This is a genomic window from Paenibacillus sp. PastM-3, assembly GCF_029893965.1.
Taxonomy (GTDB): Bacteria; Bacillota; Bacilli; order Paenibacillales; family Paenibacillaceae; genus Paenibacillus_AQ.
On sequence record NZ_JARXXP010000001.1, the window covers coordinates 447,377 to 471,939 of the forward strand.

Genomic DNA, 24,563 nt, shown 5'->3' on the forward strand with positions numbered 1-24,563 from the left:
CCTCCTTAGCGAAGTCGAGGATCCAATGCCGCGCGGGTTAAATCAGCCGTTAGATTGATCAGGCTGTACAGCACGGTAAGCAATAATACAATGCCCTGTGTCAGGGGAAGGTCGCGGTTGGTTATGGAATTAATCAGCAGATTGCCAATGCCCGGCCAGGAAAAGACGACCTCGACCAGAGCTGTAGACGCAATCACGTAACCAATCTGCAGCCCGAACAGGTCGATGGTTGGAAGCAGCGCATTTTTCAAGGCATGCCTTGTTATCGCCACTCTTGTTAACAGGCCCTTGGAGCGCGCGGTCCGCACATAGTCCTTGCCGAGTTCCTCCAGCATACTGGAGCGCATCATTCTTGTAATAACTGTTAAAGGACTGGCTCCCAGAGCGATCGCGGGCAGAATGACATGCTTCAGCTGATCGCCGAATCCGCCCCCGCCTTCTATCTTTTGAAGTCCGCTCATCGGCAGCAGACCCCAGCTTACGGAGAAGACCATAATCAGAATCAAGCCCAGGTAAAATGGAGGAAAAGAAATGCCGAGCGTCGATACAAACAGAACGATTCGGTCGATCCATCTGCCGCGGTATACCGCGGAGATCACACCCAGCAGCGTTCCGAATACTGCAGCGAACAGGAAACTGCTTATCGTCAGGAAGGCCGTTGCCCACAATCTTGCGCCTATCTCGCTGGTGACGGGGCTTTTATAATAAATGGACTGCCCGAAATCCCCCTGCAGCGCATTCATCAGCCAGTTCCAATACTGCACATAAAACGGTTGATTCAGTCCCAAGGTCTCCCTCAGGATTTCAAGCTGTTCTGGCGAAGCCATCGGTCCAAGCATGGACTGGGCAGGATCGCCGGGAGCCAAATGTATCATCGAATATACGATGATCGAGGCTCCCAGCAATACCAGGATCATGGCTCCTAACCGGTTGACTAACGTTCGAACCATGTCATCACCTTCTTATTAAGCCTCTTATTTCAATTCAGCCTTGGCAAACGATAGATAGTTCATATTCGGATTAGGAGTCAGACCTTCAACCTTGGCGGACATGGCGAGAATGGACTTGGCATGGAACATGAAGAGCCATGGCGCATCTTGAGCCACCAGTACCTGTGCTTCTTTATAAAGCTCTGCACGTGCGGACTGATCAATGGTTTCCATCGCCTTAGTGAGCAATTCCGTTACTTTAGGATTGCTGTAATAACCATCGTTGAATCCGTTCGGCTTCTCCGGCGTACTGTTTCCTTGCAGGAAGAAGTTCACATAGCTGCCCGGATCATCCGACGTGCCCATCCAGGAGAACTGGGCCATATCGTAAGTGCCGCTCGGCTGGCTTAAGCCCGCTTGGATGGTGGACAGGTAGGTGTTCCAATCCTGTGTAGTAATCTCCACCTTGACGCCAATCTTGGCAAGATCGGACTGAATAACATTGGCAATCTGGGTAGGTGCAATCATACCTGAGCCGGAAGCGGGAACGATATATTTCAGTGTGAGGCCGTCCGGGTAACCGGCTTCAGCCAGCAGCTGCTTCGCCTTCTCCTGATCATAGGAATAAATCAGGGAATCCGGATTGTAGGACCATGTGTCAGGATAAGCGAAGCTGTTGGAAATAGTCACGGTATCCTGCAGCAAATTCTTGACCATATCTTCACGATTGATCGCATAGTTAAGCGCTTGGCGCACTTTCACGTCTTTCAGCGGACCTTCGTACGTGTTAAACACCATAAACCAGTTGTGCAGGCCGGGGCCGGATAGCACTTTCAGTGAATTTATTCCTTGGATGGCCTCCAGCAATTGCGGGCTGATCCCGGCAGCAACTTGAATTTCACCGGTCTGCAGCTGGGTCAGTCTGGCCGCATCCTCTTGAACAGGTTTGAAGATCAGGCGCTCAATCTTTGGAGAACCATCCCAGTAACCTTCATACGCCTTGGTTACTACTGAAGTGCCTTTATTCCATTCTATAATTTGGAACGGGCCTGTTCCGGCTCCATGCATCGCAAAATCTTTGCCGTAGGTCTTAAGCGCCTCGGGGCTCACAATCCCGAAAGTGCTCCACAACAGGTTTGGAAGAAACGTAGGATCCACCTGGGTCAATGTGAACTTGACCGTCGCTTCATCTACTACAGTGATTTCCTTGATGTTAGGCTCGAAGAAATTAGGGAATCCATAAGGGCCGTAGTGATATTCATTGTTGGGATCCAGAGCCCGGTCGAATGAGATTTTGACAGCCTCTGCATTAAAAGGGGTGCCATCCTGGAACTTGACGTTCTCTCTAAGCTTGAACGTATATTCCATTCCGTCTGCGGAAGGTTCCCAGCTGGTAGCCAAACCGGGAATGATATTCCCTGAATCATCCTGCTTAATCAGGGATTCATAAACATTGCTTAAGGTGCGGATCGTATGCGTACCGTAACCTGCGGCCGGGTCCAGGCTGTTAAGATCGTCTTCATTCGCCACCACAAGTGTTCCCGAAGGTGCTGCTCCTGCATCAGTATTGCCGGATGACGCGTCTGAAGGCGCTGCGCTGGATCCAGCCGGGACATTGTTGCCTCCCGAACAGCCTGTGAGTACGACTACAAATACTAGGATGAATAATAATCCCGATACGAACCTTTTCTGTATTGCCCAGTTATGATAATTCCCCATCATTAATTGGCCTCCTTATTCTGCAAGTGGATATTTCCGCCGGCCACCAGGCCGCTAAGTCCCGTAATCTCTTCACATGCCAGCGCTACCTGATACATCGTGGATTCCGTATAAGGCTTACCTACTACTTGTAATCCAAGCGGCATTCCCGATGCACTAACTCCGCAAGGCAGGGACATTGCCGAAAACCCGATGATATTGAACGGACAGGTATAACGCGTAATGTTACCCAGATCAACTTCATTGTCCTGGCGCGGGGCCGGAGCTCCGGTAGTAGGCGTAATGAGGATATCCATTTCATCCATCACCTGATGCGCGGCTGTTACGATCCGATTGCGGTACCGCTGGGCACGGATATAATCAATGGCAGGGATCAGACTGCCCGCTTCCAGGCGGTCACGGACAATCGGGTTATATTTCTCGGCGTTCTCCATCAGAAGCTCTTCGTGTGCAGCTGAAGCCTCGGCCATGAGGAGCGGCATGAGAATCCGCGAGCTGTCATCCAAAAAGGCGGTGTCCACACCAAACTTGACTTTTGCTCCAAGCTTTTGCAGCTCGGAGGCGATTGCGTTAACGGCGTTACGGACCTCATCCGTTACATCGTCGCCCATATCTATGATGCCAATCCGCAGGTTCCGAACACTCTTCTCGCTTCGAGCAAATGCTCCATAGTCAAAATCACTGATGATCCCGAGCATCGCCGCATTATCCATCACGCTTCGTGTCATCGGACCCGTGTTATCCATGCTCCAGGCCAGAGGAATTACACCTTCGCAGCTTACCAGTCCATAAGTGGGTTTCATTCCGACAAGACCGCAATAGGAGGAAGGGATACGGATACTGCCCGCGGTATCTGTACCAAGGCTTCCATAAGCCAGGCCGCTGGCCACCGAGGCTGCCGAACCGCTGCTTGATCCGCTAACGGTGTGTGCCAAATTCCATGGATTATTGACTATACCCATAGCCAGATTCGTTTCTCCATAAGCAAATTCCAGCATATTTGTTTTTCCTAGCAGGACGCCTCCGGCATTCAGAAGCAGGGGAACTACGGGCGCATCCACATCGGGAACATTGTCTTTCAGAATCGGTGATCCCGCTTGTGTGGAGATGCCTGCCGTAAGGATATTGTCCTTCAGGTTAAACGGAATGCCATGCAATGGTCCGCGGTCTACCCCCGCAAATATTTCTGACTCCGCCTTCTTCGCTTGTGAAATCGCCGACTCTGCGGTTATCGTCGTATAAGAATGAAGCTCCCCGTCCTTCTTCTTCGTTTCTTCCAGCAATACGCGGGTTACTTCAACCGGTGAAATATCCTTTTGCTTATACAGCTTGCTGAGCTGATTCATTGTCAGATGTAAAGGATTCACTTTTGATCCCCCCCTATTTATCATTTGGTGATTTTAAACAAACATACAGGCTCTTCGGTCAAACCCAGTGGGCGAAGCTGCTGCAGAGATTGTAATTGACCTGAGAGCAATGGGGTGATCTGCTTGATTCTTTCCTGGCTCAACTTCATTCCTGCTGCCTCGGCTAATGCCTGAACAATCTCTTCCTTCATAACGCCCCTCCTGCTTATTTTCGTTTTAGTAAGTTAAGGTTTAAGCGTGTTTCAAATTCCTTTTTTCAATTAATGCATTATTGCATTAAATTCAAACCCTATACAGCCGCTAAGCTGCGCCTGGTTCGATGGCCCCCTCCTGTTCTGCTAAGTTCGCATGTCTTTATTATTTCGGAATTATTTAGGACATGTCCTTAAAGTGGATTTTATATCAAATTCTTTGTATCTGTCAATAACCCTGACACATAAAATGATAATTTAGTCTATATTTCATCATTTTTATAAATTAACCTAATAAGTATCCGCTTTCATTTATATTCAACGTCATTTTATGTAATGTATAGTTACATTCTTACTATGCATAAGCATCTATTGCGAAATTATTAATTTCAATTTAGGGTATTTTTTGTATAATGAGAGGAATAACAGGTATAGTCCTTAATTCGGGAGGTTAATAATGGTTCAGAATAAAAAAATTCGGATAGGGATCATCGGTCCGGAAGATACTCTCCTGATCATCAAAAAAATCGCAGAACAATACACAGAATCAACCTGGAAATTTTATGATTATAAAGACCCGCATGAGGCACCCGCCATTGTCCGAAAGCATATGAAGACGGACGATGTGTTCATATTTACGGGGGAAGTCCCCTATTATATGGTCTTAACTCAAAATGAAGACATTCAGTGTCCGCTGCTGTATATTCCTCACGACGGGATTTCCTTGTATCGGACGATCTTTGAAATGACCTATCATCACAAGGTGTCCCTGGAGAGAATCAGCATCGATACGATATCCGAGGACCTCATCAAAGAGGTTTTCAGGGAACTCAGTATTCCCTATCCGGAGGTCTATTTGATTTCCGAGTTGTATCCAAAGAATGACCCGCTGGCCTGGGGCGATATCCATTTACGTTTATGGAAAGAGAACAAGGTCGACTCCATTATCACTACGACCCGTTCGACTTATAATTTTCTGGTTGAGAATAAGGCTCCGGTATATGGGGTCCGGCCGACCCAATCCGTCATTCGGGAATGTCTGGAAAAGGCCCAGCGTCTGGGGATGCTGCAATATGCGGAGAGCGGACAAGTCCTGATACAGCTCATCCTGATTGACCGTCTGTCCGAGCTCATTCATTATCACGGCTCCGAATATGAGGTGCAGAAGGTACGTTTGGAATTGTACAGACGTCTTTTAGATTATGCCCAGGAGATCGAGGGGGCCTTCACTCCGCTCGGCGATGACAGCTTTCTTCTCGTCACTACGCAAGGCGCCTATCAAAGGTACACTGGTGGGAAACTTTTGAATCCGATACCGGATTGGGTCCTGGAAAATATGCCGATCACCGTCAGCGCCGGAATCGGCGAAGGCCAGACCGGGAGCGAGGCTGAGGCGCATGCCCGCATCGCCCTTAAGTACGCCCAGCAGCATGGGGGCGGCTGCTCATTCCTGGTTACTACGACAGGCGATGTGAACGGACCTCTTACGGACGAGAAGCCGCGTTCCTTTGCTTACCAGTTGGATGGCAAACTGTTCGAGATCGCCAAACAAGCGAAGGTCAGCCCTGCAACGATCGGCAAATTATCGAGTGCCATCGACAAATTGCAGCGCAACCAGTTAACCGCCGTTGAATTATCGCAAGCGCTTAAGATAACGCCCCGTGCAACGAGAAGGATCCTGAGCCAGCTGGAGCAATCCCACGTTGTGGAACGGATCGGAGAAGAAAGCACCTCCAGCACCGGTCGCCCCCGGACCATTTATAAAATTAATATATAAAGACTGGTGAATAAGTTAGCCCTTGCCGCAGTTTGAATATTTTCCAGCGCGCAGCCCGCACGGAGCATATCAGCGATTGGAACAACGGTCCGTTTGCGGAGCGATACTTCTGATTAAACCCCTAATGGCCTTTGCACGTGGACACACTAATCAGCCTGTTGAGAGAGTAGCTCAACAGGCTGATTAGTGTTTTTAAGTTAATTACTCCATTTGCCCCAGCAGCCGGTAAATTACAACCGCTGCCTGTGCACGCGTAGCCTTACCTTGAGGATCTAAGCGGCCGTCAGGCAATCCGTTGATCAGTCCGGCGCTGCGTACTGCTTCTACTGCCTGCAGAGCATCCGGCTGAAGCTGCCTCGTGTCGGTAAACGAAGCTCCCACTCCCCGAACAGCTTATCTTCATCCTCCCCGTATCCCGCCTCCTGTAAATTTTGCGGATTCATGACCAGTTCATCAAATAGGGATCTTCCTGCAGGACAAGCGACTCTACCGCCCCCCTCCTGTTTAGAGCGATTCTGTACTTTTCATAGCCCAGTTTAGCCGTCACGTCATCACCTCTTTCGTATCTGCCGCTAATTTAAACGTTTAAATTGAATAAAAAGAAAAAATGATTCATTGTTCAGATCTTTCACAGAGCCGCTCAATCAGGCGGCATTCAGGCATCTTCAGCTGCTGCACCTGATTTCCGTTGATCATCTGGTACAGTGATTCCATTGCCTGAAAGCCCATCTCATGCAGCGGCAAGCCCATCGTCGTAATACTCGGTTGAAGATGGTCGCTGAATACGCGGTTATCGAAGCCGATGACCGAGAGGTCTCCGGGTATGCTGACGCCGCGCTCGCCTGCCATCTGCAGAACACCGACCACCATCACATCATTCATCGACAGGATGGACGTCGGCGGTTCAGGCAGGTCCAGCAGCTCGCCGGTCAGCCGGTAGCCGGATTCCCGCTCCCAATCCCCCATCTTGATCAGCACGGGATCGAACGGCAGCTCAAATTCTGTAACAGCTCTATAGTAACCCTTCAGCCGGTGTCTGGATGGATAGGTTATCCTGCGTATACCCATTACAGTAATTCCGGTTTTATAGCACCTTTTCCATAATAAAATCAGTCTGTGCTTCATCGCCCATCTGGAAGACATGTGTGCCAGTCTGTACAAACCCCATTTTTTGATAAAATCCGATCGCCGGCCCGTTCTTCTCCCATACTCCGAGCCAGATCCGGGTTTTGCTGTGCTTGACAGCGTTATTAAGGGCACAGTTTATCAAGTGTTTGCCAAGCCCCTTCCCATGATGCCTGCTGCTGACGTAGATTCTTTCGATTTCGAGAGCGTCCTTTCCCATAGCTTCGGATTGGGCATCATCTATGTTTAGCTTAAGATAGCCGGCCGGCACCCCGTTCACCATGGCAAAAAAGAATTCCGAACCCGCCCGTGTCAGCTCCTGCTCCAGCTTTTCGGCAGAAAAAGCCTTGTCCAGATAATCCTTCATAACTTCTTCAGAGTTCTGGTCTTTAAAGGTGGTATCGAAGGTTTCAATACTAAGGGCTTGAAGTTCCTTCAGATCGTCCAGGGCGCATTGTTTGATCGTAATATTCATTTCGTTAGCGGCTCCTTTACTTTGTTGAATCAATATTCGCGTTTATTGCCCTTCTTTACCGATTCCCAGTCCATTTCCACATTCTTTCTGACCCGCTGCAAAAGCTGGAACAAGACATCTGTCTCTGATTCGGATAATCCCGCCAGAGCAACATTGTCGGAATGCGCGTGTTCTCTCATAATAAAAGGAAAAACCTGCTCTCCCTTAGCTGTGGGAAAAAGACGGTTAATTTTCCGGTTATGCGGATCATCCCTCTTCTCAACCAGTCCGTTATGTTCAAGCTTCTGGATCGCCCGGGCAGCAGTAGTACGGTCTACCTTGAGCATTTCAGCCACCTTCTCCTGTATAATCCCCGGGTGCTCACAGATCCGTACGAGGTAGAGGTATTGCCCTTTTGTCAGGTCGAACTCTTTAAATTCTATATTGCTGATCGAATCAAGGGCTCTGGCAATCATCCCGATTTCGCGCAGAATTTCCTTCATGGCGGCTGCTCCAATCCTTATTAATATCATAAATAATATCTTTTGTTTGTTGTAAATACAACAATTTTTCAAGGTGGTTAACAGGATTAATTTAAACCACTCGCATCATTTAACGAAAAAAGTGCATCCGCCCTGTCAGCCTGTCGCCAACAATCCTGATGCACTTGCTCTCAGCTTCCTTTCCTCATTAAATTCCGGTCCGTTTGGCGCGGATTACCCGGTTCACATTTTCGGCACTCATAAACATCAGGCTCAGGAACAGCAGAACCGTGAACGGGAAAATGGCTACAGTACTCTTAGCGGCAATAAAACCAAATAACGGTGGAAGCAGCGTCGTTCCTGTATAGGCAACAGCCATCTGATAGCCCATGAGGCGGGTGGAATTTCCCTTGCCGAAGCGTGCCGGTGTCTCATGCAGCAGTCCCGGATAAATCGGTGCCAGCCCGAGGCCGATCAGGATCAGGCCAACCAGCAGAAAAGAATCCGGGAGCGGCAGCAGCAATAGTATACCTCCCGCCATAGCAATAAGCTGTCCCGAACGGATCAGTATTTTATTGTTCACCTTTAACGTAATGAATCCCGAGAGAAGACGTCCGATGGTAATCCCGCCGTAATACATGGAGATCCACGCGGCGGCAGTCTGTGCATCCAGTTCCCGGGTCCCTACCAGAAAGCTGGCTCCCCATAAGCCGACGGTCATCTCTACCCCGCAATAGAACAGAAAAGCGATCAGGGTCGTTTTCACCCCTTTTATCCCAAAGACATTGGTCTTGGCGGCTGTTTCTGTTTCACTGGCGACTTCCCCGGAATGCTTCAGCTCTGGCTCCTCGTCAGCCTTATTCTGTTCATGTACAGCAGCTATTTTGGACCATAACGGCAGCGTTACGAGCAAAATAACAACAAGTGCGAACTGGATTACCGCCACTGCCGCATAACCGCTGCGCCACGAGCCCTGACCGGCCATGTAAAAGGACATAATAATCGGGCCCATTGTGGCCCCTACTCCCCAGAAGCAATGCAGCCAGTTCATGTGATGTGCCTTGTAGTGGGCTGCAACATAGTTATTGAGCGCCGCATCAACTGAGCCTGCCCCGAGCCCTAACGGAATAGCCAGCAGCAGCAGCCACATCAGTGAAGGTGCCGCGGAGAAGCCTAGTAGCGCCGCAGCTGTCATAAAGCAGCTGTTTAATGTGACTTTACCGGTGCCCAGCCATTCAATCATCTTTCCGCTGGCCAGGCTGGACACTATGGTTCCCGCAGCGATAATCATGGCGATAAGACCTGCAGAATCTAATGAAGCGTTCAATTCAGGCTGCATGACCGGCCAGGCTGAGCCAAGCAGGGAATCGGGGAGCCCCAGGCTGATAAAGGCCAGATAAATAATGACAAGAAACCAGGTTGACATACAATCCCTCTTTCATTATTATGACTACTTTATAAAGTATCTTTATTTAATTTGCGCTACCATCCTCCCTTTGTCAATACAGTACTAAACTGGTACCGGCACAGGATCAAGCTTTTGCAAAGTCAGCATGCGCATCCCTGCTTCGTAATCCGCCTGAAAGGTATTACTTAGAATCACTTAAGGATAATGTGGCATCGGTTCCTGAGCCTGATAGCCGTTCCAGAAATCATTCCAGCGTTCACCGTCTGTCATCTCCTGATAGATCACGATTTGATCCGGGGCAAGAACGGCGTTAACGCTCTGAATAATCCGGCAGGCCGCCTCCAGTAACACTTCTTCCCTCATTTCAGCGTACCAGTCAATCCTTTGCGGGAGGAATTTAATCTCTCCGGCCATTCCGTTTTTGCCTCTGATGATATTGCCGTTCAAATAAATGCCCATACCAGGCGGGTACTTCTTCGGGAAGTAGATCCCCGTTATACATTGCCCGTCTGCTTCTCCCCGGGAGGCCTGATAGCCGAACACTGCAGCGTTGACATCATTCTCTACCATAACCGGAAGTTGGAACTGCTGCTCAAGCTCTTCAATCAACGGAGCTCCCTGCAACTCGTGGTGACTGGCCACGACGATTCTGCCGTTAACAATCTGCCCCGGAATGCCCATGCCGATCACTTTTACCTGGGGAGAGGCACTGAGAAATCCACGGATGATCTCTGCAATATAATGCTGTTCAAAGGAAGGCATTCCATACTCATTTTGACTGATGATCCGGTTTTCCAGATTGATTATAGCTGCAGAAGCAACGCGCTGCCCTTGATTCTCCTTCAAATAAATAACCAGAGCCTGGCTATGATCATAGTTGAACCGGTAGGTCAGGGCCGGTCTGCCTCCGCCGGATGCTGCTGTCTGGTCTTCAACAATCTCCTTTGATTCCAGCAGCTCCTTGACCAGGGAGTTAACGGTTACCACACTAAGCTTCGTCAGCGCAGCCAGTTGCGGCTTAGTTGCAGTCCCGGCACGCTTCATCACCTGGCGCACATTATTCAGATTGATTTCCTTCATCAGATTGGCATTTGCGTTCTTCATAATAACCTCTTCCTGGGTCGTAGTGGGTCGTAGTAACAAGATCATAGCATAAAATCGCTAATCAAGTCTTGATCCCCCTCAAAAGGAAAAAGCCCGGATCGAGAGACCCGGACTTCTTATATAGATCAGATTATTCGCCCTGGCTCATCCACTGGAAATGGAAGCTGCCCGGCTTGTCAACACGTTCAAAGGTATGTGCACCGAAGTAGTCGCGCTGAGCCTGCAGCAGGTTGGCAGGGAGTCTTTCGGAACGGTAGCTGTCATAGTATGCAAGACCGGAAGCAAATGCCGGAACTGGAATACCGCGTTTTACTGCAAGAGCCACTACTTCTCTCCAGGCATCCTGGTAATTATGGACAACATTGCTGAAATATTCATCGAGGAACAGGTTCTTCAGCTCTGGATCACGGTCATAGGCATCCTTGATATTCTGCAGGAAGCCGGCACGGATGATGCAGCCGCCGCGGAAGATCATAGCGATGCTGCCGTAGTTCAGGTTCCAGTTGTACTCGTCCGAAGCCACCCGCATCTGGGCGAAGCCCTGGGCGTAGGAGGCGATTTTGCTGGCGTACAGCGCTTTGCGGACAGCTTCAATAAATTCCTTGGCATCCCCGTCAAAGCTCTTCACCTCTGGTCCCTGCAGACGTTTGCTGGCCGCAACGCGCTCTTCCTTCATCGCTGACAGGAAGCGGGCAAATACGGATTCGGTGATGATGGACAGCGGCACGCCGAGATCCAGTGCGTTCTGGCTGGTCCATTTGCCTGTGCCCTTCTGGCCGGCGGAATCAAGGATGACATCAACCATCGGCTTGCCGGTTTCCGGGTCAGCTTTGGCAAAGATGTCGGCAGTAATCTCGATCAGATAGCTGCTCAGCTCGCCGCGGTTCCATTCGGCAAAGATTTCGTGCAGCTCGGCAGTGTCAAGCCCCAGCACATCCTTCAGCAGCTGGTAAGCTTCACCGATCAGCTGCATATCGCCGTACTCGATGCCGTTATGAACCATTTTGACATAGTGTCCGGCACCGTCCGGTCCGATGTAGGTCGAGCAAGGATCGCCGTCCACTTTTGCGGAAATAGCTGTCAGAATCGGTTCAACTAGCTCGTAGGCATCCTGCTGGCCGCCCGGCATAATCGCCGGCCCTTTCAGTGCGCCTTCCTCACCGCCCGATACACCGGCACCGATGAAGCGGAAACCCTGAGCCTGAAGCTCCTTGTTGCGGCGCTGTGTGTCAGGGAAAAAGGCATTCCCGCCGTCAATCAGAATGTCGCCCGGTGAAAGAAACGGGACCAGCTGCTGAATGGTATCATCAGTCGGCTTACCTGCTTTAACCATAATCATGATTTTGCGCGGCAGCTCCAGCGATTGCACGAACTCCTCAATGCTATATGCTCCAACGAAGTTTTTACCGGCTGCTTCAGCCAGCAGCTCATCCGTTTTCTCACTTGAACGGTTATATACCGCTACCGAAAAGCCCTTGCTCTCCATATTCATAGCCAGATTCTTGCCCATTACGGCCAAGCCGACCACGCCAATCTGCTGTTTACCCATCCTCAATAAGCCTCCCTTTGTATATTCCGGATTATTAAACCTGCGGTGCCTTCTTCCAGTCAGCTGCGAACTTCTCCAGGCCCTGATCAGTCAGCGGGTGCTTGGAAATTTGCTCAATTACGCTGAACGGAATGGTGGCGATATGCGCTCCGGCCATTGCAACACGGGTAACGTGGTCCGGATGACGGACGGAAGCGGCGATAATCTGGGCATCCAGCTTGTGAATGCGGAACAGCTCAGCTACCTTTACAATCAGCTGAACGCCATCCTCGGAGATATCATCGAGACGTCCCAGGAATGGCGATACATAAGTGGCTCCGGCACGGGCAGCCAGCAGCGCCTGGTTCACGGTGAAGATCAGGGTGACGTTGGTTTTAACGCCTTTTTGAGTCAGGTAACGGCAGGCTTCAAGGCCCGCAAGGGTCATCGGCAGCTTGATCGTAATATTTTTATCATAATTGTTGATCTTGATCAGCTCATCGGCTTCGGCAATCATCTGCTCTGCAGTTACAGCATCAGGTGTTACTTCAGCGGATACGGACTCCACTTCAGGCACAGTCTGGAGAATTTCGGCAATACGGTCTTCAAATTTTACGCCCTCTTTGGCAACGAGCGACGGATTGGTGGTAACCCCTGACAGGACTCCAATTTTGTACGCTTTTTTGATGTCTTCTACATTTGCTGTGTCGATGAAAAATTTCATTGTGGTAACCTCCAGTTTTTAGTTGAACTATAAAATACTTCAAGTTCATTTTTATCAATATTATATTTAAAAATTTGAAGCATCCGGCAGAGCAAGCTCGCTTTCCTCGTCAACTGGCGCATCCAGCCACCAGTGATGGCCATCCTGCGCTAGCAGCTGGTCAGACTCAGCCGGTCCGTGTGAACCTGCGGCATAGGAATACAATGGCACCGAATTGCTTGCAAAAGCGTTCAGGATCGGCTGCACCCATTTCCAGGACAGCTCTACCTCATTCCAGTGGGCAAAGAACGACGGGTCCCCGTGCAGCGCATCATAGATAAGGTTCTCATAAGCCTCCGGCACCTCAATGGAGCTGGTGTGGAAGTCGATGTGCACAGCCTTGAACTTGCCTTTGTTCCGCGGATCTCTGGCCTTGAGCTGCAAAGTAATGCCTTCATTCGGGCTGATCTCAAACACCAGCAGATTAGGGATATCATCCTCTTCTACGGTTGAGCTTTGCTTCAGCGGCTCTTTGAATTCGATCACGATCCGTGTCGATTTCTCCTTCATGCGCTTGCCTGTCCGGATATAAAAGGGAACGCCCTTCCAGAACGGATCATCAATCTGCAGTCTGGCGGCAATAAATGTATCGTTCATCGATCCGGCGGAAATACCCGCTTCCGAGCGGTAACCGGGAACTGGTTTGCCTTTAATAGCACCTGCGGTATATTGGCCCCGGATAATACTCGCTTCTATATTCGCTTCGTCCAGCGGCTCGAGGGCTTCCATCACTTCTCTCTTCTTGAAGCGGACCTCGTCAGCGGAGCTGTCCTTAGGCAGGCGGATCGCCAGCATCATCAGCAGCTGCAGCATATGATTCTGGAACATGTCTCTGAGTGCTCCTACATGATCATAGTAGCCGGCTCTTTCCTCGACTCCAACCGTTTCAGCAGCGGTGATCTGGACATTGGCAATATAGCGGTTGTTCCAGAGCGCATGCAGCACCGGGTTGGTCTGCTGGAATACGTCCAGCTCCTGTACCATCGGTTTGCCCAGATAATGATCAATCCGATAAATTTCTTCCTCGGTAAAAGCTTTGCTGAGCGTCAGATTCAGCTCCTGCGCAGACTGCAGATCATGCCCGAACGGCTTCTCGATAACTAGCCGTTTCCAGCCCTTGGCTGCCCCGAGTCCGCTAGCCTCAATGTTCAATGCAATCGGCTCGAAAAACTCCGGCCCCACTGACAAATAAAACATCCGGTTAGGGGTGCTGCCCATGCCTGTTTCAACCTGTTCAACCCGTTCTAGCAGCTTCACGTAATCTTCGGTGTGCCCGACATCCAGCACATTATATCGGAAGGCCTTGAGGAAGCTGCGTACGGACGCTGTGTCCTTCACTTCACGCCGGGAGAAGTCCCGGAGCGAACGCTCCACCATGGCCTGGTAAGCTTCATCAGTGACTTCTCTTCTGCCAAGACCAATTACAGCGAAGGAATCATGCAGCTTGCGGTCGAGAAACAGGTTGTAGAGTGCAGGATAAATTTTTCTGCGGGCCAGATCTCCTGTTGCTCCGAATAAAACAAATGTGGTCGCCTCCATCTCGATTCTCCTTCAGCTCTGGTTTATCTTTCCTTGTTACACTATAATACAAATACGAGCTATACAAGTAATTAATATATCGTACAGGAGCTATAGACTGTGTCTATGAATAATTTCGAATTATACAAGGTTTTTTATTGGGCTGCCAAAACAGGAAGCCTCTCTCAGGCCGCCAAAGTGCTATTTATCACCCAGCCGAGCGTCAGCCATGCCATTAAGCAGCTGGAGGACAGCTTCGGGCTTACCCTGTTCAACCGCAATTCCAAAGGCGTTGCCCTTACTCCGGAGGGAGCCACACTCTACTCCTACATTGAGCAGTCCCATATTCTGATCACCCAAGCGGAGAAGAAGATGGCCGAGCTCAAAAATCTCGACAACGGTGAGCTGCGCATCGGCGGCAGTGACTCCCTGTTCAAGCATTATCTGCTGCCTTTTATTGAAACTTTTCACCAGCGTTACCCCGGCATCCGGCTGCATCTCATCCATGGAACCACTCCGGAAGTCATCTCTTATCTAAAAGAGGGCCAGGTCGATCTGGGCGTCGTCCGCATTCCGATTGCCGATCCCCAGCTCGAGGTATGGCAGGGGCTGCAGTTGCAGGACTGCTTTGTCGCCGGCAGCAGCCATTATCCGGAGCTGAAGGATAAGGTGCTTACCATCGAAGAGCTGCTTCGTCATCCGATCATTCTTTTCTCCCGCAGAAGCCGCGCCCGTACGGCCGTAAGCGACCTGTTCCGGGGCTACGGCTATGAGCTGAAGCCGGAAATTGAGGTCGGCAGCGTCGGACTGCTGATCGAATTTGCCCGCAAAGGGCTCGGTATCTCCTTCGTCACCCGGGAGTTTGTCTCCAAGGAACTGGAGGAAGGCTCGCTGTTCGAGATTAAACTGGATGTCCAGCTGCCTCCGGCCCAGGTAGGCATCATGACCATGCGCAACATGCCGCTGACCACGGCGGCAAGCAAGTTTATTGAGATTACGGGGACGGTGTGAGGCGTTAGAGCTGCTTGCGGAATTAAATAAAGACTCAGCCTGGATTTGGCTGGGTCTTTATTGTGATTTCATGTGGAATGAAGCTGTGGGGCAAATCCAATAGCTAACCCTGATTTACAGCCTTAGTGGTCAGCATCCCGTACAACCATGGCACTGATACTCTGCCGGAGATTTCATGCTTGCCGGGATGAACATCATAGGACAGCCGGGACCCGGCATCCCGTGCCGAATAGATCTGCTGCAGCCGGGAAATGGCAGAATGCACGTGCTGCACAGGGAAGATCGGATCATGGACGCCCGATTCAATGAACAGTGGCCTGGGGACGATTAAACCAACCAGCTCCGGCTGCTCGGCAGCCTGCAAGATCCCGGGCAGGTAATTGTCGATACAGTGATGCATAGCCAGAATACTGCCGGCAAAGGTGTTCGTCCAGCCGCACAGTACAGCCGCTTTGATCCGTTCATCCAGCGCGGCGGCATAGGCGGCAATCAGACTGCCTCCGGAGAAGCCGAATATCCCGATCCGGGAAGAATCACTATCCGGCCGCATAGAGAGATAATCAACTGCCCGCATCGCTTCATAGACTCTCATTCCGGCAAGCGTCCTGCCGAATAACATTAGCTGTGAAACCAGGGTGTTGCAGGAGCTTGGACTGGAACCGTTCTTCATCTCCTCTGCCACCCGGCGCACCCCAAAGCCCAAGATCTCAGGGATCACGACGATCATCCCCTGCTTGACCAGCCGGACAGCAAACCGGTTGTGTATACCCGGCTCCTCTAATTCCCTGTAATCCGAATTCAGCCCCGCAGCATCAAGCTGTCCGTTGCCATGGCCATGGCAGGCCACTACAGCCGGCCACGGCCCGCTGCCAGTCTTGGGAACCAGCACGATAACGGGAACATGAAGCGCTTCCTCAGTGGAATAAGAAATACGCTCCAGAATAAAATCTTTGTATTCAACACGCTCCAGCAGCACAGGATTTAGTGGAGCTGAAGCCTCAGGCAGCTCTCCCAGTGATTGTTTCAATCTGCCCATGAGCCAGTGCCGCTGTTCTTCCTGTGTCAGGCAGGAATTCCGGCTACTTCTTGCCGCTTCAGTGCGTTGATACAAGCTCTTTATAAACTCATCTGTCGTATGATCCATCGAATCCTCATCTCTCTGCTTGCTGTTCTTGTTCTGCCCTGCAGCGGCCCTGTCACGGCTAATATTCCAAAATATCCAGCTTGAGCGTATTACTTCCTTCTATTATATAGGATTCCCGTGTATCCTCCCGCAGCGCATGGAATCTGATTCCGTCCAAGGTAAGCCGCTCCACATTACGGATATCCATGAAGGTGGTCCGGCTCCAGTCTGGATAGTAATTCTCGGCAACTGCCTCCGGATGCTCCAGCCGCATATCATGAACCAGCGGGTAAGCAGCAGGGATATCTGCTTGTTGTACGCCACCGGCGCAAGTATATATGATATTTCTGAGGGTCAGATCGCGGATCGGATGCTCCCTGCACGCATCAACACGGATACCGTTAAAGGACGGGCTGCCCATAATGTCATCTGTGAACCGGTAATGGGTCTTGTACATCTCTTCATCGTCGGTGGCTATGATATCTGACAGCATAATCCGTTCAAGCGAGCCGATCTCCGGCATGCGCTCAAGCCCGATGGAGGAGCCGATCTCTTCAAGCCTGTTATTCAGCAGGATAAAGACGGGACGGGATACATTCCGCATGACCAGACCGGAAGCCACGATATCCCTGATGCTACCTCCCTCTGTGCATTCAATTTTGATCCCTTCCCGCCAGACATTTTCGAAGGTGCAGTTATGGATCGTGACACTCGAAATGTCCCCGATGGACTTCAGCCCGATCCGGATGCCGGCGCAGATTGAAGTGAAATGGCAGTTGACGACATGCACATTTTTCATCGGATAATCCTTGCTGCTGGCTTGAAGACAGAGATTATCATCTGTACCGAGGATTTTGCAGCCCGAGATGAACACATTCCGGCAGCCGTCATAGTCCAATCCGTCACCGTTGTATTTTTTGTCATTCCTGATATCGAGATTTTCACACCAGATGTTCTCACTATCCAGAAAAGCGGTCGTCCAGGCAGTCGAGTTATAGAGTCTCAGTCCGGTGACATGAATGTTGCTGCAGCGCAGAAAACGCATCATCATCGGCCGGTAAATACTGCCCTCATTAGGGAATTTCTCGGCGTTGCCGTTAATCTCACCCTGGCCGGTAATGCTGACATTGACGACATCCTCTGCATAAATGAAGCATCTGTCCATATCCTTCTCATTAATATACCGGTTATAATGGGTGTCCTCCGCAAAATCGCGGATGTCCGGGCTGGCAAGCAGCACTGCGGAAGGATTGATCTGCAGGTTCACATTCGATTTGAGGAAAATCGTCCCCGAAACAAACGTTCCGCCGCTGAGCACGACAGATCCGCCGCCGGACTTATGGCATTCATCAACCGCCTGCTGGATCGCAAGGGTGTCCACCGTTACCCCATCGCCAGCGGCGCCGTACCGCTTCACATCAAAAATATCATTCATGGCCCTTAGCAGAGCCCGCGTGCACCCTGTTATAGTACTCAAAATAATCAAAATCGGCCGGCTGGCGGAAGCCGGTTAAATCCTGGCAGCAGATGCCGGCAAAGGACCCGGTGAACCAGCCCTCCTGGCAGGCTTCGTCAGACAAAGTACTTGCATCAAGCACTGGTCCGATAACCTCATAGCCGTCTTCACCATCTACAGAATAGGAGAACTGCAGCCTGTCATAATCGACCTCAGCCCGCAGCAGAATCCGCTTTGCGTTATCCGGCAGCAGTACATAGCCGGCCGGCTCCGAATAGCTGTTGTTAACAGCGGAGAGAATGCTGATGCACCGTCCCAGATCCTCATGATGCGTAACATGGAGGTAGTAATAGTTCTGGGTATCATAGATCAGGATCAGTCCGGCCATTTGCTTGAAGCTGGAGGGCTCGAATTCTAGGGCTGCCGCTGCCGTGAAACGATGCTCCTCCCAGCGCCGCGCTATCAGGCTCTGCCGGAACTTCGAGCCAAGCCCTTCGCGGCCGTACAGCCGCAGATAACCGGGACGTTCGCTCAGGGAATAGAAGGTGGCGTCAAGCGGAACCCGCAGGGACTGAAAGCTGATATCCAGCTCAGCACCGTCAAAATCATCCCTTGCCGGCTTCACCGGGAACGGGTGCAGCGGCAGGTCAGGAGCTTCTACCTCGGTATCAGGCAGCACCGAGCCGTTCGCCAGGCGAAGCCAGCCGTCTTCGGTCCACTCTACCTTTTGCAGCGCCGTTTCACGCCCGAGTGTATATTTACGTTCTCCTTTTTCCGTACGGTTCTCTAAGGGACGGCCGCATAAATGCACCATGTACCACTCCCCGTTCGGGGTTTCGACCAGATCACCGTGGCCCGCCTTCTGCAGCGGCAGATCGGGGTTGTCCCTGGAGGTCATCAGAGAATTGCCCTCGTAAGCTTCGTAAGGCCCGAACAGCTCTCTGGATCTCAGCATGCTCTGGCCGTGCCCCTCCCCTGTTCCGGTATCCGCAGCGAACAGGTAATAATAGCCGCCCCGCTTATATATATGCGGACCCTCCAGGTATGTATCATGGCTCGCATAGATTGTTACAGGCTCACCAATCATCTTCTGCTCCTCAGCGGAGTATTCTTGAATGACTAGATGACCTCTGTAGCGTTTCGTTACCCGGTGATCGGTTACCATGCTTACGATGTACTTCCGCCCGTCCTCATCATGAAACAGCGACGGATCGAACCCGTAGCTGTTCAGATAGACCGGTTCCGACCATTCCTCGCGGATATCGGTCGCCGTAACCAGATAATTGGGTGTGTCGTACATTTTGACATAAAAGGAATTTACTACGGTGTAGATGAGATAGAACGTACCGTTATCATAAGTCAGGCATGGGGCCCAGATTCCCTGGGAAGCGCCTATGCCGCGCAGATCCAGCTGAGAGACCCGGTTAAGCGGGCGGATAATCAGCTCCCAGTTGACCAGATCCCGGGAATGATGAATTTGCACACCCGGGAACCATTCGAAGGTGGAGGTGGCGATATAATAATCATCCCCGACCCGCAGGATGGACGGATCGGGATTGAAGCCCCGCAGGACCGGATTCTTGATCATGTGGCTCATCGTATAGATATCCTCGCTTTGCATTAGAGTCGGGTCAGCCCGCTTTGTCTGCTTTTCTACCACAAATACAGGTCATTCCCCTTCAGCTTGAATATGGCTTCCATGAAATAATAGTCCCCGTAAATAATCGCATGATGATGCTGGTTGCGCGGCTTGTGATAAGCCTCCGAGCCCCTCTGGATGATGCAGTCATTCTCGTCCGACCAGTCGGAACGTTCATCAAGTGTCCGCAGCAGCTTAAGTGCAGCATTCAGATACAGCTCACGCTCCAGCTCGCCGACAGCCTTGGCGATCTCAATCAATCCGCAGGCGGCAATGGCCGCAGCCGTATCATCCTCAAGCTTAGGCTCAGCCGGCTGGCGGAAATCGAGCGGAATGACACCGTCCTCCGGAATATTAGCCATGAAATAGTGGGCGATCCGCTTCGCGGTCTGGAGATATTCTTCTTTGCCGGTATGGATATAGCTCATCATGAAGCCATACAGCGCCCAGGTCTGCCCTCTGGTCCAGGAGGAGCCGTCAGCATAGCCTTGTCCGCCATATGTACGTACTACCCCGCCGTTAAAAGGATCGAACTCGACAATATGGTGCACGGAGCCGTCCGGCCGTACGAAGGTAGACATGACCGTATCGGCATGCCGCATGGCAATTTGTTTAAACCGGGGATCACCCGTCTCCTCGGTCGCCCAGTACAGCAGCGGAATGTTGAACATGCAGTCGATGATGGCCCAGCCTCTGGTATCGCCTTCGTCCAGGTCATTCCAGGCACGGATGAAGCCCCCTGCCAGATTAAACCGGCCGGCCAGCAGATTGGCGGCATGCAGCGCTCTTTTGCGGGAATCCGGATTCTTGGTCACCTTGTAGTTGGCAACACTGGTAGGCAGCCACATGAAGCCCACATCATGATGCAGACCGTAGAAATCCTGAAAACACTTGTCGAGCAGATCCTCGGATCTATTGGCGATTTCCTTGTATTTCTCATTGCCGGTCTCATGGTACATCAGCCACAGCATGCCGCCCCAGAAGCCGTTCGTCCACCAGCAGATGCCATCGGCATCGAAGCCGCTTACATTTTGGGTCGCCTTGTTATCATGCGTTCCGTTAACGGTGGTATAAGGAATTTTGTGTTTTGATTTTTCACTGACGGTATCCAGCTTGGCTGTGATTTTTCCGATTACGGAATCCACCCAATTGCGGTCTTTACTCTGTAGCATGTCTCTTTCCTACTTTCTCTGTATAGTATGCGGATTTGACTTCATTGTAGGATACCTGTTCCGGGATTGGTATGCGACTTTTTCAGGTTTTCTAGCTATTTTTTAAGGAGTTTCAGGTTAGACAGGGAGAGCAGCCGTCCGGCTGATATCCAGCCCGGCAGGCTGCTCTGGGTGCACTCCTTATTGACCGCCTGCATCCAGGTAGGCCTGGACCTGCGATTTGATTTCATTGCGGATCGTATCCAGCCCCAGGTTCTTCAGTTCCTTGTTAAGCGCAGCCGCTTCAGCCTCCCAGTTCTTCACCTGGCCGGCTTTCAGCGTCTGGATGAACGGATCTGCCTTGGACTGGACATTCGCGAACTCGCCTTTTACCGTTGAAGTATCAAAGGAGAATTTGGCGAGGACAGCGGCATAATACGTATCCGGCTTTGCAGAATACTCCAGATATTGCTTGGCTGTTTCGTCCAGATCGGCAGGTGTCCGGATCATCGTCGGATTCCAGGTAAATTCATAGCCCGGGAATACATAGTTTTCGGAGCCCTCAAGCAGCTTGAACTGGGTATCACCCACTGCCTCCCAGTGCACGCCGGGAATACCGTACTCGAACAGATCATGATTCTCGCGGCTTGCGAACATCCAGTCAAAGAACTTCATCGTCCGGTCAATATTTTTTGAGGATACTGGAATGGCAATCGAGTTATTTGCTTTGTAGTTGGTTGAAATCGCTTCCGGTTCCATATTGCGGATATGCTCCTTGAAGACGAAGAACTCCAGGTCGGCACCTGCAAGCGTCTGCTGCAGCATTTTCTTATCAGCGGCATACGACGACATCGTTCCGTAATAGGACGCGGCCTTACCGGACATGAAATACGCCTTCTGATCCTTCTGGCTGAGCACATCCTTCTCCAGGTATTTGCTCCACTCCGCCCACTCGTCATATTGCGCAAAAGCTGATTTCATCGTGCTGAACGGCTCCGGAAGCTTGGCCCATTCCGTTTCCGGGTCACCGAAGGCTACAACATCCTGCACCTGCTTGAGATCATCGGACAGATGAACATAGTAGATGATACCGCCCAGATTCAGCGGACGCACGGAATCCAGCTCCTTACGGTCAGGTGCGAACATTTCCTGGAAGCCGCCGTTGCCCTTTACAGCCAGCGGAGTAACACCCTGCTCAGATTCGAGCACCTTATCATAGAATTGCTGAAGCTCATCGTAGCTGGCAATCGGCTCGCTGAAGCCCAGCTTCTCACGGAGATCCTTGCGGATATACACTACCGGAATATCATAGAAATACTGGGTAAAAGGAATGGTGTACAAATGATCGTCATAACGTTTGTTCATGTCGACGAATTCAGGTGAAAAGGCCGCCTTGAGGCCCGGATACTCGTCATTATTGAAGTATTTATCCAGCTGCGCGTAAGCCCCCTGCGGAATGAGCTCCCGCAGATTCTGGAAGTCGGCATCGAAGACAAAATCAACCTCTTCCCCCGCCGCCATCATCAGCTTCACCTTCTGCTTATGGTCAGACACCGGATTCCACTGGATTTCAAGCTTAGTATTCAGCGTATCCTTGGTCTGCTTCTCAAACTCCTCCAGCACGAGCGGCAGATCCTTGGGCGCATCGCCGAACAGCATTCCCTTGAGCGTAACCGCTTTTGGCGGCTGACCGGCTGTACCTGCATTGTTACCAGAAGCGGGCGAACCTGTTTCATTGCCGTTACCGCATGCAGTCAAAGCAGCAGCCATCGTAATAGACAGTGCGGTGAGGACTAATTGTTTTGTTTTCATCTTTCTCGTACATCCCCTTTTCTTCCCTTTGCAGGGTCATATACTAAACTGCCGTGAAGCAGCATTAGCCTTTTACAGCGCCCACCATCAGGCCTTTAACGAAATATTTCTGCAGGAACGGATACAAAAAGATAATCGGGCCGATCGTCACTACCGTTGTAGCCAGCCGGACCGTCATTGCAGGAGCGATAAAATTCGGTATGCTGATATCCGACGAAATCTGGTTGATGTAATCGAGATTGTTCATAATGCGCTGGATCAGGTATTGAAGCGGGAACAGATCCTTGTCGTTAATGTACAGCACCGCGTCGAACCATTTGTTCCAGTAGCCCAGCGCATAGAAAAGCCCGATGGTAGCCAAGGCCGGAAGCGAGATCGGCAGGATGATCCGAAACAGGATATAGACATCATTAGCCCCGTCAATTTTGGCGGATTCAGCGATTGAATCATCAATGGAAGCGAAAAAGTTACGCAGCAGGAACATATTCCAGGCGCTGATCATCCCGGGAATAATGAGCACCCAGATCGTATCCTTCATATCCAGGTATTTCGAAATCAGCAGATAGGAAGCTACCAGACCGCCGTGAAACAGCATCGTAAAGTAAATGTAGAACGCCAGATGGTTGCGGTATTTGACCGATTTGACCGACAGGGTATAGGCCATTGCGCTTGTAAAAATCATGGACAGCACAGTGCCCACAGCCGTCACAAAGGTGGTAACCCCGTACGCCCGGTAGATCGTATTATCCTTAAAAATCATTTTGTAGGCATCGAGGCTGAAGTCGGACGGCCAGAACATATAACCGTTTTTCACCAGTGATGCCTCTGATGTAAAGGAGCTGGCGATTACGGACCAGAATGGCACCAGACAATAAACCGAGAACAATCCGATGCACAGATAGAACATGGTTTTCAGCAGCCGGTCCGCTTTGCTTTCTTTAATCATGTAATGAATTCACTTCCCCTTCTAGAAAATAGCAGACTCAGGTGCGACCTTTTTGGCAATCGAATTGACCGTCAGCACCAGAATAAATCCGACCAGTGACTGCATAAAGCCGATGGCTGCCGACATGCTCATATCCCCGAGATCCATCATGGCCCGGAACAGATACGTATCGATAACGTCCGTTGTCGGATACAGCAGCGGATTGCGCCCGATAATCGCGTAGATCATGCCGAAATCCCCGTTAAAAATCCCCCCGACCGCGAGAATCGTCAGCAGAATAACCGTCGGCTTCAGCAGCGGCAGTGTGATGTAGCGGATTTTCTGCAGCCGGCTGGCCCCGTCGATCGACGCCGATTCGTAAATATCGGGGTTGATGCCGGAGATCGTAGCCATATAGACAATCGATCCGAAGCCTGCGCCGTGCCAGATTTTGAGCAGCACAAGAATGAGCGGCCAGTATCCGGGTGAAGACAGCAGCTGAACCGTAGGCAACCCAAGCATCGACAGGATCTGGTTCACAAAGCCCCCGTCAGTTGCGACAAAAGCCATCACGAACATGGCCACGACGGTCCAGGACAGAAAATGCGGAAAGATCATGACTGATTGGGCGATTTTTTTGAACCATTTTCCCCCAAGCTCCGTGATCATAATAGCGATCAGCACTGCAGCGAGCGTATTAAAGGTAATGAACAGCACGTTCAGGAACACGGTGTTCGTCACAATTTTGATCCAGTCACCGGACTGGAAGAAGAACTGGAAATTTTTCAGTCCGACGAATTCGCTGCCGCCGATCCCTTTCATTGCTTTGAAATCCTGGAAGGCGATGATAATCCCGCCCATGGGCAAGTAAGCGAAGACGAAGAACCAGATTATCGCCGGCAGGGCCAGCAGGTACAGAAATTTGTTTTTGACCAGCTCCGCCAGGAACCCCCTGATTCTTCCCTGCGGCTTGTTCCGCGGATAAGTCTGTCCGGTGAGGCTGACTGTGTTGTTGCGCAATGTGAATCCTCCTTCAAGTTCGTTTGCCATTTCTTCCGGCCTGGCTTCACTTTAGCCTCCC

The 24,563-nt window shown here is 51.0% G+C and carries 22 protein-coding genes; 2 read left to right on the plus strand and 20 right to left on the minus strand.

Annotated features, from left to right (window positions below; translation table 11 throughout):
• Positions 1-5: 5 nt before the first annotated feature.
• Genes M2108_RS02040 through M2108_RS02055 form a run of 4 tightly spaced genes read right to left on the minus strand, consistent with a single transcriptional unit; the run spans position 6 to position 4,206 of the window.
• Positions 6-950 carry an ABC transporter permease gene (locus tag M2108_RS02040; protein ID WP_277467557.1) on the minus strand — a complete coding sequence of 315 codons (945 nt, stop codon included), beginning with the start codon at positions 948-950 and terminating at the stop codon, positions 6-8.
• 24 nt (positions 951-974) lie between these two features.
• Entirely contained in the window at positions 975-2,651 is a 1,677-nt protein-coding gene (locus M2108_RS02045; protein ID WP_277467556.1) for an ABC transporter substrate-binding protein, read from the minus strand.
• Positions 2,651-4,015: an amidase gene (locus M2108_RS02050; RefSeq protein ID WP_277467555.1), complete on the minus strand. Its 1,365-nt coding sequence runs from the start codon at positions 4,013-4,015 to the stop codon at positions 2,651-2,653. The genes M2108_RS02045 and M2108_RS02050 overlap by 1 nt, the downstream gene beginning before the upstream one ends.
• A 20-nt stretch (positions 4,016-4,035) precedes the next feature.
• A complete protein-coding gene (locus M2108_RS02055; protein ID WP_277467554.1) occupies positions 4,036-4,206 on the minus strand; it encodes a hypothetical protein in 171 nt (56 codons plus the stop codon).
• A gap of 457 nt (positions 4,207-4,663) precedes the next feature.
• Between M2108_RS02055 and M2108_RS02060 the strand changes: the two genes are divergently transcribed.
• A complete protein-coding gene (locus M2108_RS02060) occupies positions 4,664-5,983 on the plus strand; it encodes a helix-turn-helix domain-containing protein (RefSeq protein WP_277467553.1) in 1,320 nt (439 codons plus the stop codon).
• Between the two features lie 201 nt (positions 5,984-6,184).
• On the opposite strand, the gene M2108_RS02065 is transcribed toward M2108_RS02060, so the two are convergent.
• The 9 genes from M2108_RS02065 to zwf form a co-directional block, all read right to left on the minus strand.
• Positions 6,185-6,364, minus strand: a complete 180-nt coding sequence (locus M2108_RS02065; protein ID WP_277467552.1) for an S-layer homology domain-containing protein — start codon at positions 6,362-6,364, stop codon at positions 6,185-6,187.
• A gap of 231 nt (positions 6,365-6,595) precedes the next feature.
• The gene (locus tag M2108_RS02070; RefSeq protein WP_277467551.1) at positions 6,596-7,051 is read right to left on the minus strand and encodes a substrate-binding domain-containing protein; all 456 of its coding nucleotides are present in this window, start codon (positions 7,049-7,051) and stop codon (positions 6,596-6,598) included.
• A 16-nt stretch (positions 7,052-7,067) separates the two neighbouring features.
• Entirely contained in the window at positions 7,068-7,583 is a 516-nt protein-coding gene (gene paiA, locus M2108_RS02075; RefSeq protein WP_277467550.1) for a spermidine/spermine N(1)-acetyltransferase, read from the minus strand.
• Positions 7,584-7,612: 29 nt separating this feature from the next.
• Positions 7,613-8,065, minus strand: coding sequence for a MarR family winged helix-turn-helix transcriptional regulator (locus M2108_RS02080; RefSeq protein WP_277467549.1), 453 nt, complete (start codon positions 8,063-8,065; stop codon positions 7,613-7,615).
• Between the two features lie 187 nt (positions 8,066-8,252).
• Positions 8,253-9,470 carry an MFS transporter gene (locus M2108_RS02085; protein ID WP_277467548.1) on the minus strand — a complete coding sequence of 406 codons (1,218 nt, stop codon included), beginning with the start codon at positions 9,468-9,470 and terminating at the stop codon, positions 8,253-8,255.
• Between the two features lie 177 nt (positions 9,471-9,647).
• Positions 9,648-10,556: an ROK family transcriptional regulator gene (locus M2108_RS02090; RefSeq protein ID WP_277467547.1), complete on the minus strand. Its 909-nt coding sequence runs from the start codon at positions 10,554-10,556 to the stop codon at positions 9,648-9,650.
• 130 nt (positions 10,557-10,686) lie between these two features.
• Entirely contained in the window at positions 10,687-12,105 is a 1,419-nt protein-coding gene (gene gndA / locus M2108_RS02095) for an NADP-dependent phosphogluconate dehydrogenase (RefSeq protein WP_277467546.1), read from the minus strand.
• Positions 12,106-12,139: 34 nt separating this feature from the next.
• Positions 12,140-12,808: a fructose-6-phosphate aldolase gene (gene fsa / locus M2108_RS02100; RefSeq protein ID WP_039873301.1), complete on the minus strand. Its 669-nt coding sequence runs from the start codon at positions 12,806-12,808 to the stop codon at positions 12,140-12,142.
• Between the two features lie 66 nt (positions 12,809-12,874).
• Complete coding sequence (zwf, locus tag M2108_RS02105; protein WP_277467544.1) at positions 12,875-14,386, minus strand: glucose-6-phosphate dehydrogenase; 1,512 nt, start codon at positions 14,384-14,386, stop codon at positions 12,875-12,877.
• Positions 14,387-14,491: 105 nt separating this feature from the next.
• On the opposite strand from zwf, the gene M2108_RS02110 reads away from it, so the two are divergent.
• Positions 14,492-15,376 carry a LysR family transcriptional regulator gene (locus tag M2108_RS02110; protein WP_277467800.1) on the plus strand — a complete coding sequence of 295 codons (885 nt, stop codon included), beginning with the start codon at positions 14,492-14,494 and terminating at the stop codon, positions 15,374-15,376.
• Positions 15,377-15,479: 103 nt separating this feature from the next.
• Here the strand turns inward: M2108_RS02110 and M2108_RS02115 are convergent, their stop codons facing one another.
• The 7 genes from M2108_RS02115 to M2108_RS02145 form a co-directional block, all read right to left on the minus strand.
• On the minus strand, positions 15,480-16,520 hold the full coding sequence (locus M2108_RS02115; protein WP_277467543.1) for a dienelactone hydrolase family protein: 1,041 nt from the start codon (positions 16,518-16,520) through the stop codon (positions 15,480-15,482).
• A gap of 58 nt (positions 16,521-16,578) precedes the next feature.
• A complete protein-coding gene (locus tag M2108_RS02120; RefSeq protein WP_277467542.1) occupies positions 16,579-17,934 on the minus strand; it encodes a glycoside hydrolase family 28 protein in 1,356 nt (451 codons plus the stop codon).
• Complete coding sequence (locus tag M2108_RS02125) at positions 17,927-19,552, minus strand: glycoside hydrolase family 43 protein (RefSeq protein WP_280776881.1); 1,626 nt, start codon at positions 19,550-19,552, stop codon at positions 17,927-17,929. Before M2108_RS02125 ends, M2108_RS02120 begins: the two co-directional genes overlap by 8 nt.
• A 56-nt stretch (positions 19,553-19,608) precedes the next feature.
• Entirely contained in the window at positions 19,609-20,766 is a 1,158-nt protein-coding gene (locus M2108_RS02130) for a glycoside hydrolase family 88 protein (protein WP_277467540.1), read from the minus strand.
• A gap of 180 nt (positions 20,767-20,946) precedes the next feature.
• Entirely contained in the window at positions 20,947-22,557 is a 1,611-nt protein-coding gene (locus M2108_RS02135; protein ID WP_277467539.1) for an ABC transporter substrate-binding protein, read from the minus strand.
• Positions 22,558-22,621: 64 nt separating this feature from the next.
• Positions 22,622-23,503 (minus strand): carbohydrate ABC transporter permease, encoded by an 882-nt coding sequence (locus tag M2108_RS02140; protein WP_277467538.1) that lies wholly within the window; start codon positions 23,501-23,503, stop codon positions 22,622-22,624.
• Positions 23,504-23,524: 21 nt separating this feature from the next.
• Positions 23,525-24,439, minus strand: a complete 915-nt coding sequence (locus tag M2108_RS02145) for an ABC transporter permease (protein ID WP_277467799.1) — start codon at positions 24,437-24,439, stop codon at positions 23,525-23,527.
• Between the last annotated feature and the right edge of the window lie 124 nt (positions 24,440-24,563).

Bases quoted from the DNA above. Each gene is read 5' to 3' on its own strand.
- M2108_RS02110 (WP_277467800.1), top strand. From the start codon at position 14,492: ATGAATAATTTCGAATTATACAAGGTTTTTTATTGGGCTGCCAAAACA.
- fsa (WP_039873301.1), bottom strand. From the start codon at position 12,808: ATGAAATTTTTCATCGACACAGCAAATGTAGAAGACATCAAAAAAGCG.
- M2108_RS02085 (WP_277467548.1), bottom strand. From the start codon at position 9,470: ATGTCAACCTGGTTTCTTGTCATTATTTATCTGGCCTTTATCAGCCTG.
- M2108_RS02115 (WP_277467543.1), bottom strand. From the start codon at position 16,520: ATGGATCATACGACAGATGAGTTTATAAAGAGCTTGTATCAACGCACT.
- paiA (WP_277467550.1), bottom strand. From the start codon at position 7,583: ATGAATATTACGATCAAACAATGCGCCCTGGACGATCTGAAGGAACTT.
- M2108_RS02080 (WP_277467549.1), bottom strand. From the start codon at position 8,065: ATGAAGGAAATTCTGCGCGAAATCGGGATGATTGCCAGAGCCCTTGAT.
- zwf (WP_277467544.1), bottom strand. From the start codon at position 14,386: ATGGAGGCGACCACATTTGTTTTATTCGGAGCAACAGGAGATCTGGCC.
- M2108_RS02120 (WP_277467542.1), bottom strand. From the start codon at position 17,934: ATGAATGATATTTTTGATGTGAAGCGGTACGGCGCCGCTGGCGATGGG.
- M2108_RS02060 (WP_277467553.1), top strand. From the start codon at position 4,664: ATGGTTCAGAATAAAAAAATTCGGATAGGGATCATCGGTCCGGAAGAT.
- gndA (WP_277467546.1), bottom strand. From the start codon at position 12,105: ATGGGTAAACAGCAGATTGGCGTGGTCGGCTTGGCCGTAATGGGCAAG.
- M2108_RS02040 (WP_277467557.1), bottom strand. From the start codon at position 950: ATGGTTCGAACGTTAGTCAACCGGTTAGGAGCCATGATCCTGGTATTG.
- M2108_RS02125 (WP_280776881.1), bottom strand. From the start codon at position 19,552: ATGAGCCACATGATCAAGAATCCGGTCCTGCGGGGCTTCAATCCCGAT.
- M2108_RS02090 (WP_277467547.1), bottom strand. From the start codon at position 10,556: ATGAAGAACGCAAATGCCAATCTGATGAAGGAAATCAATCTGAATAAT.
- M2108_RS02135 (WP_277467539.1), bottom strand. From the start codon at position 22,557: ATGAAAACAAAACAATTAGTCCTCACCGCACTGTCTATTACGATGGCT.
- M2108_RS02140 (WP_277467538.1), bottom strand. From the start codon at position 23,503: ATGATTAAAGAAAGCAAAGCGGACCGGCTGCTGAAAACCATGTTCTAT.
- M2108_RS02070 (WP_277467551.1), bottom strand. From the start codon at position 7,051: ATGGGTATACGCAGGATAACCTATCCATCCAGACACCGGCTGAAGGGT.
- M2108_RS02055 (WP_277467554.1), bottom strand. From the start codon at position 4,206: ATGAAGGAAGAGATTGTTCAGGCATTAGCCGAGGCAGCAGGAATGAAG.
- M2108_RS02130 (WP_277467540.1), bottom strand. From the start codon at position 20,766: ATGCTACAGAGTAAAGACCGCAATTGGGTGGATTCCGTAATCGGAAAA.
- M2108_RS02045 (WP_277467556.1), bottom strand. From the start codon at position 2,651: ATGATGGGGAATTATCATAACTGGGCAATACAGAAAAGGTTCGTATCG.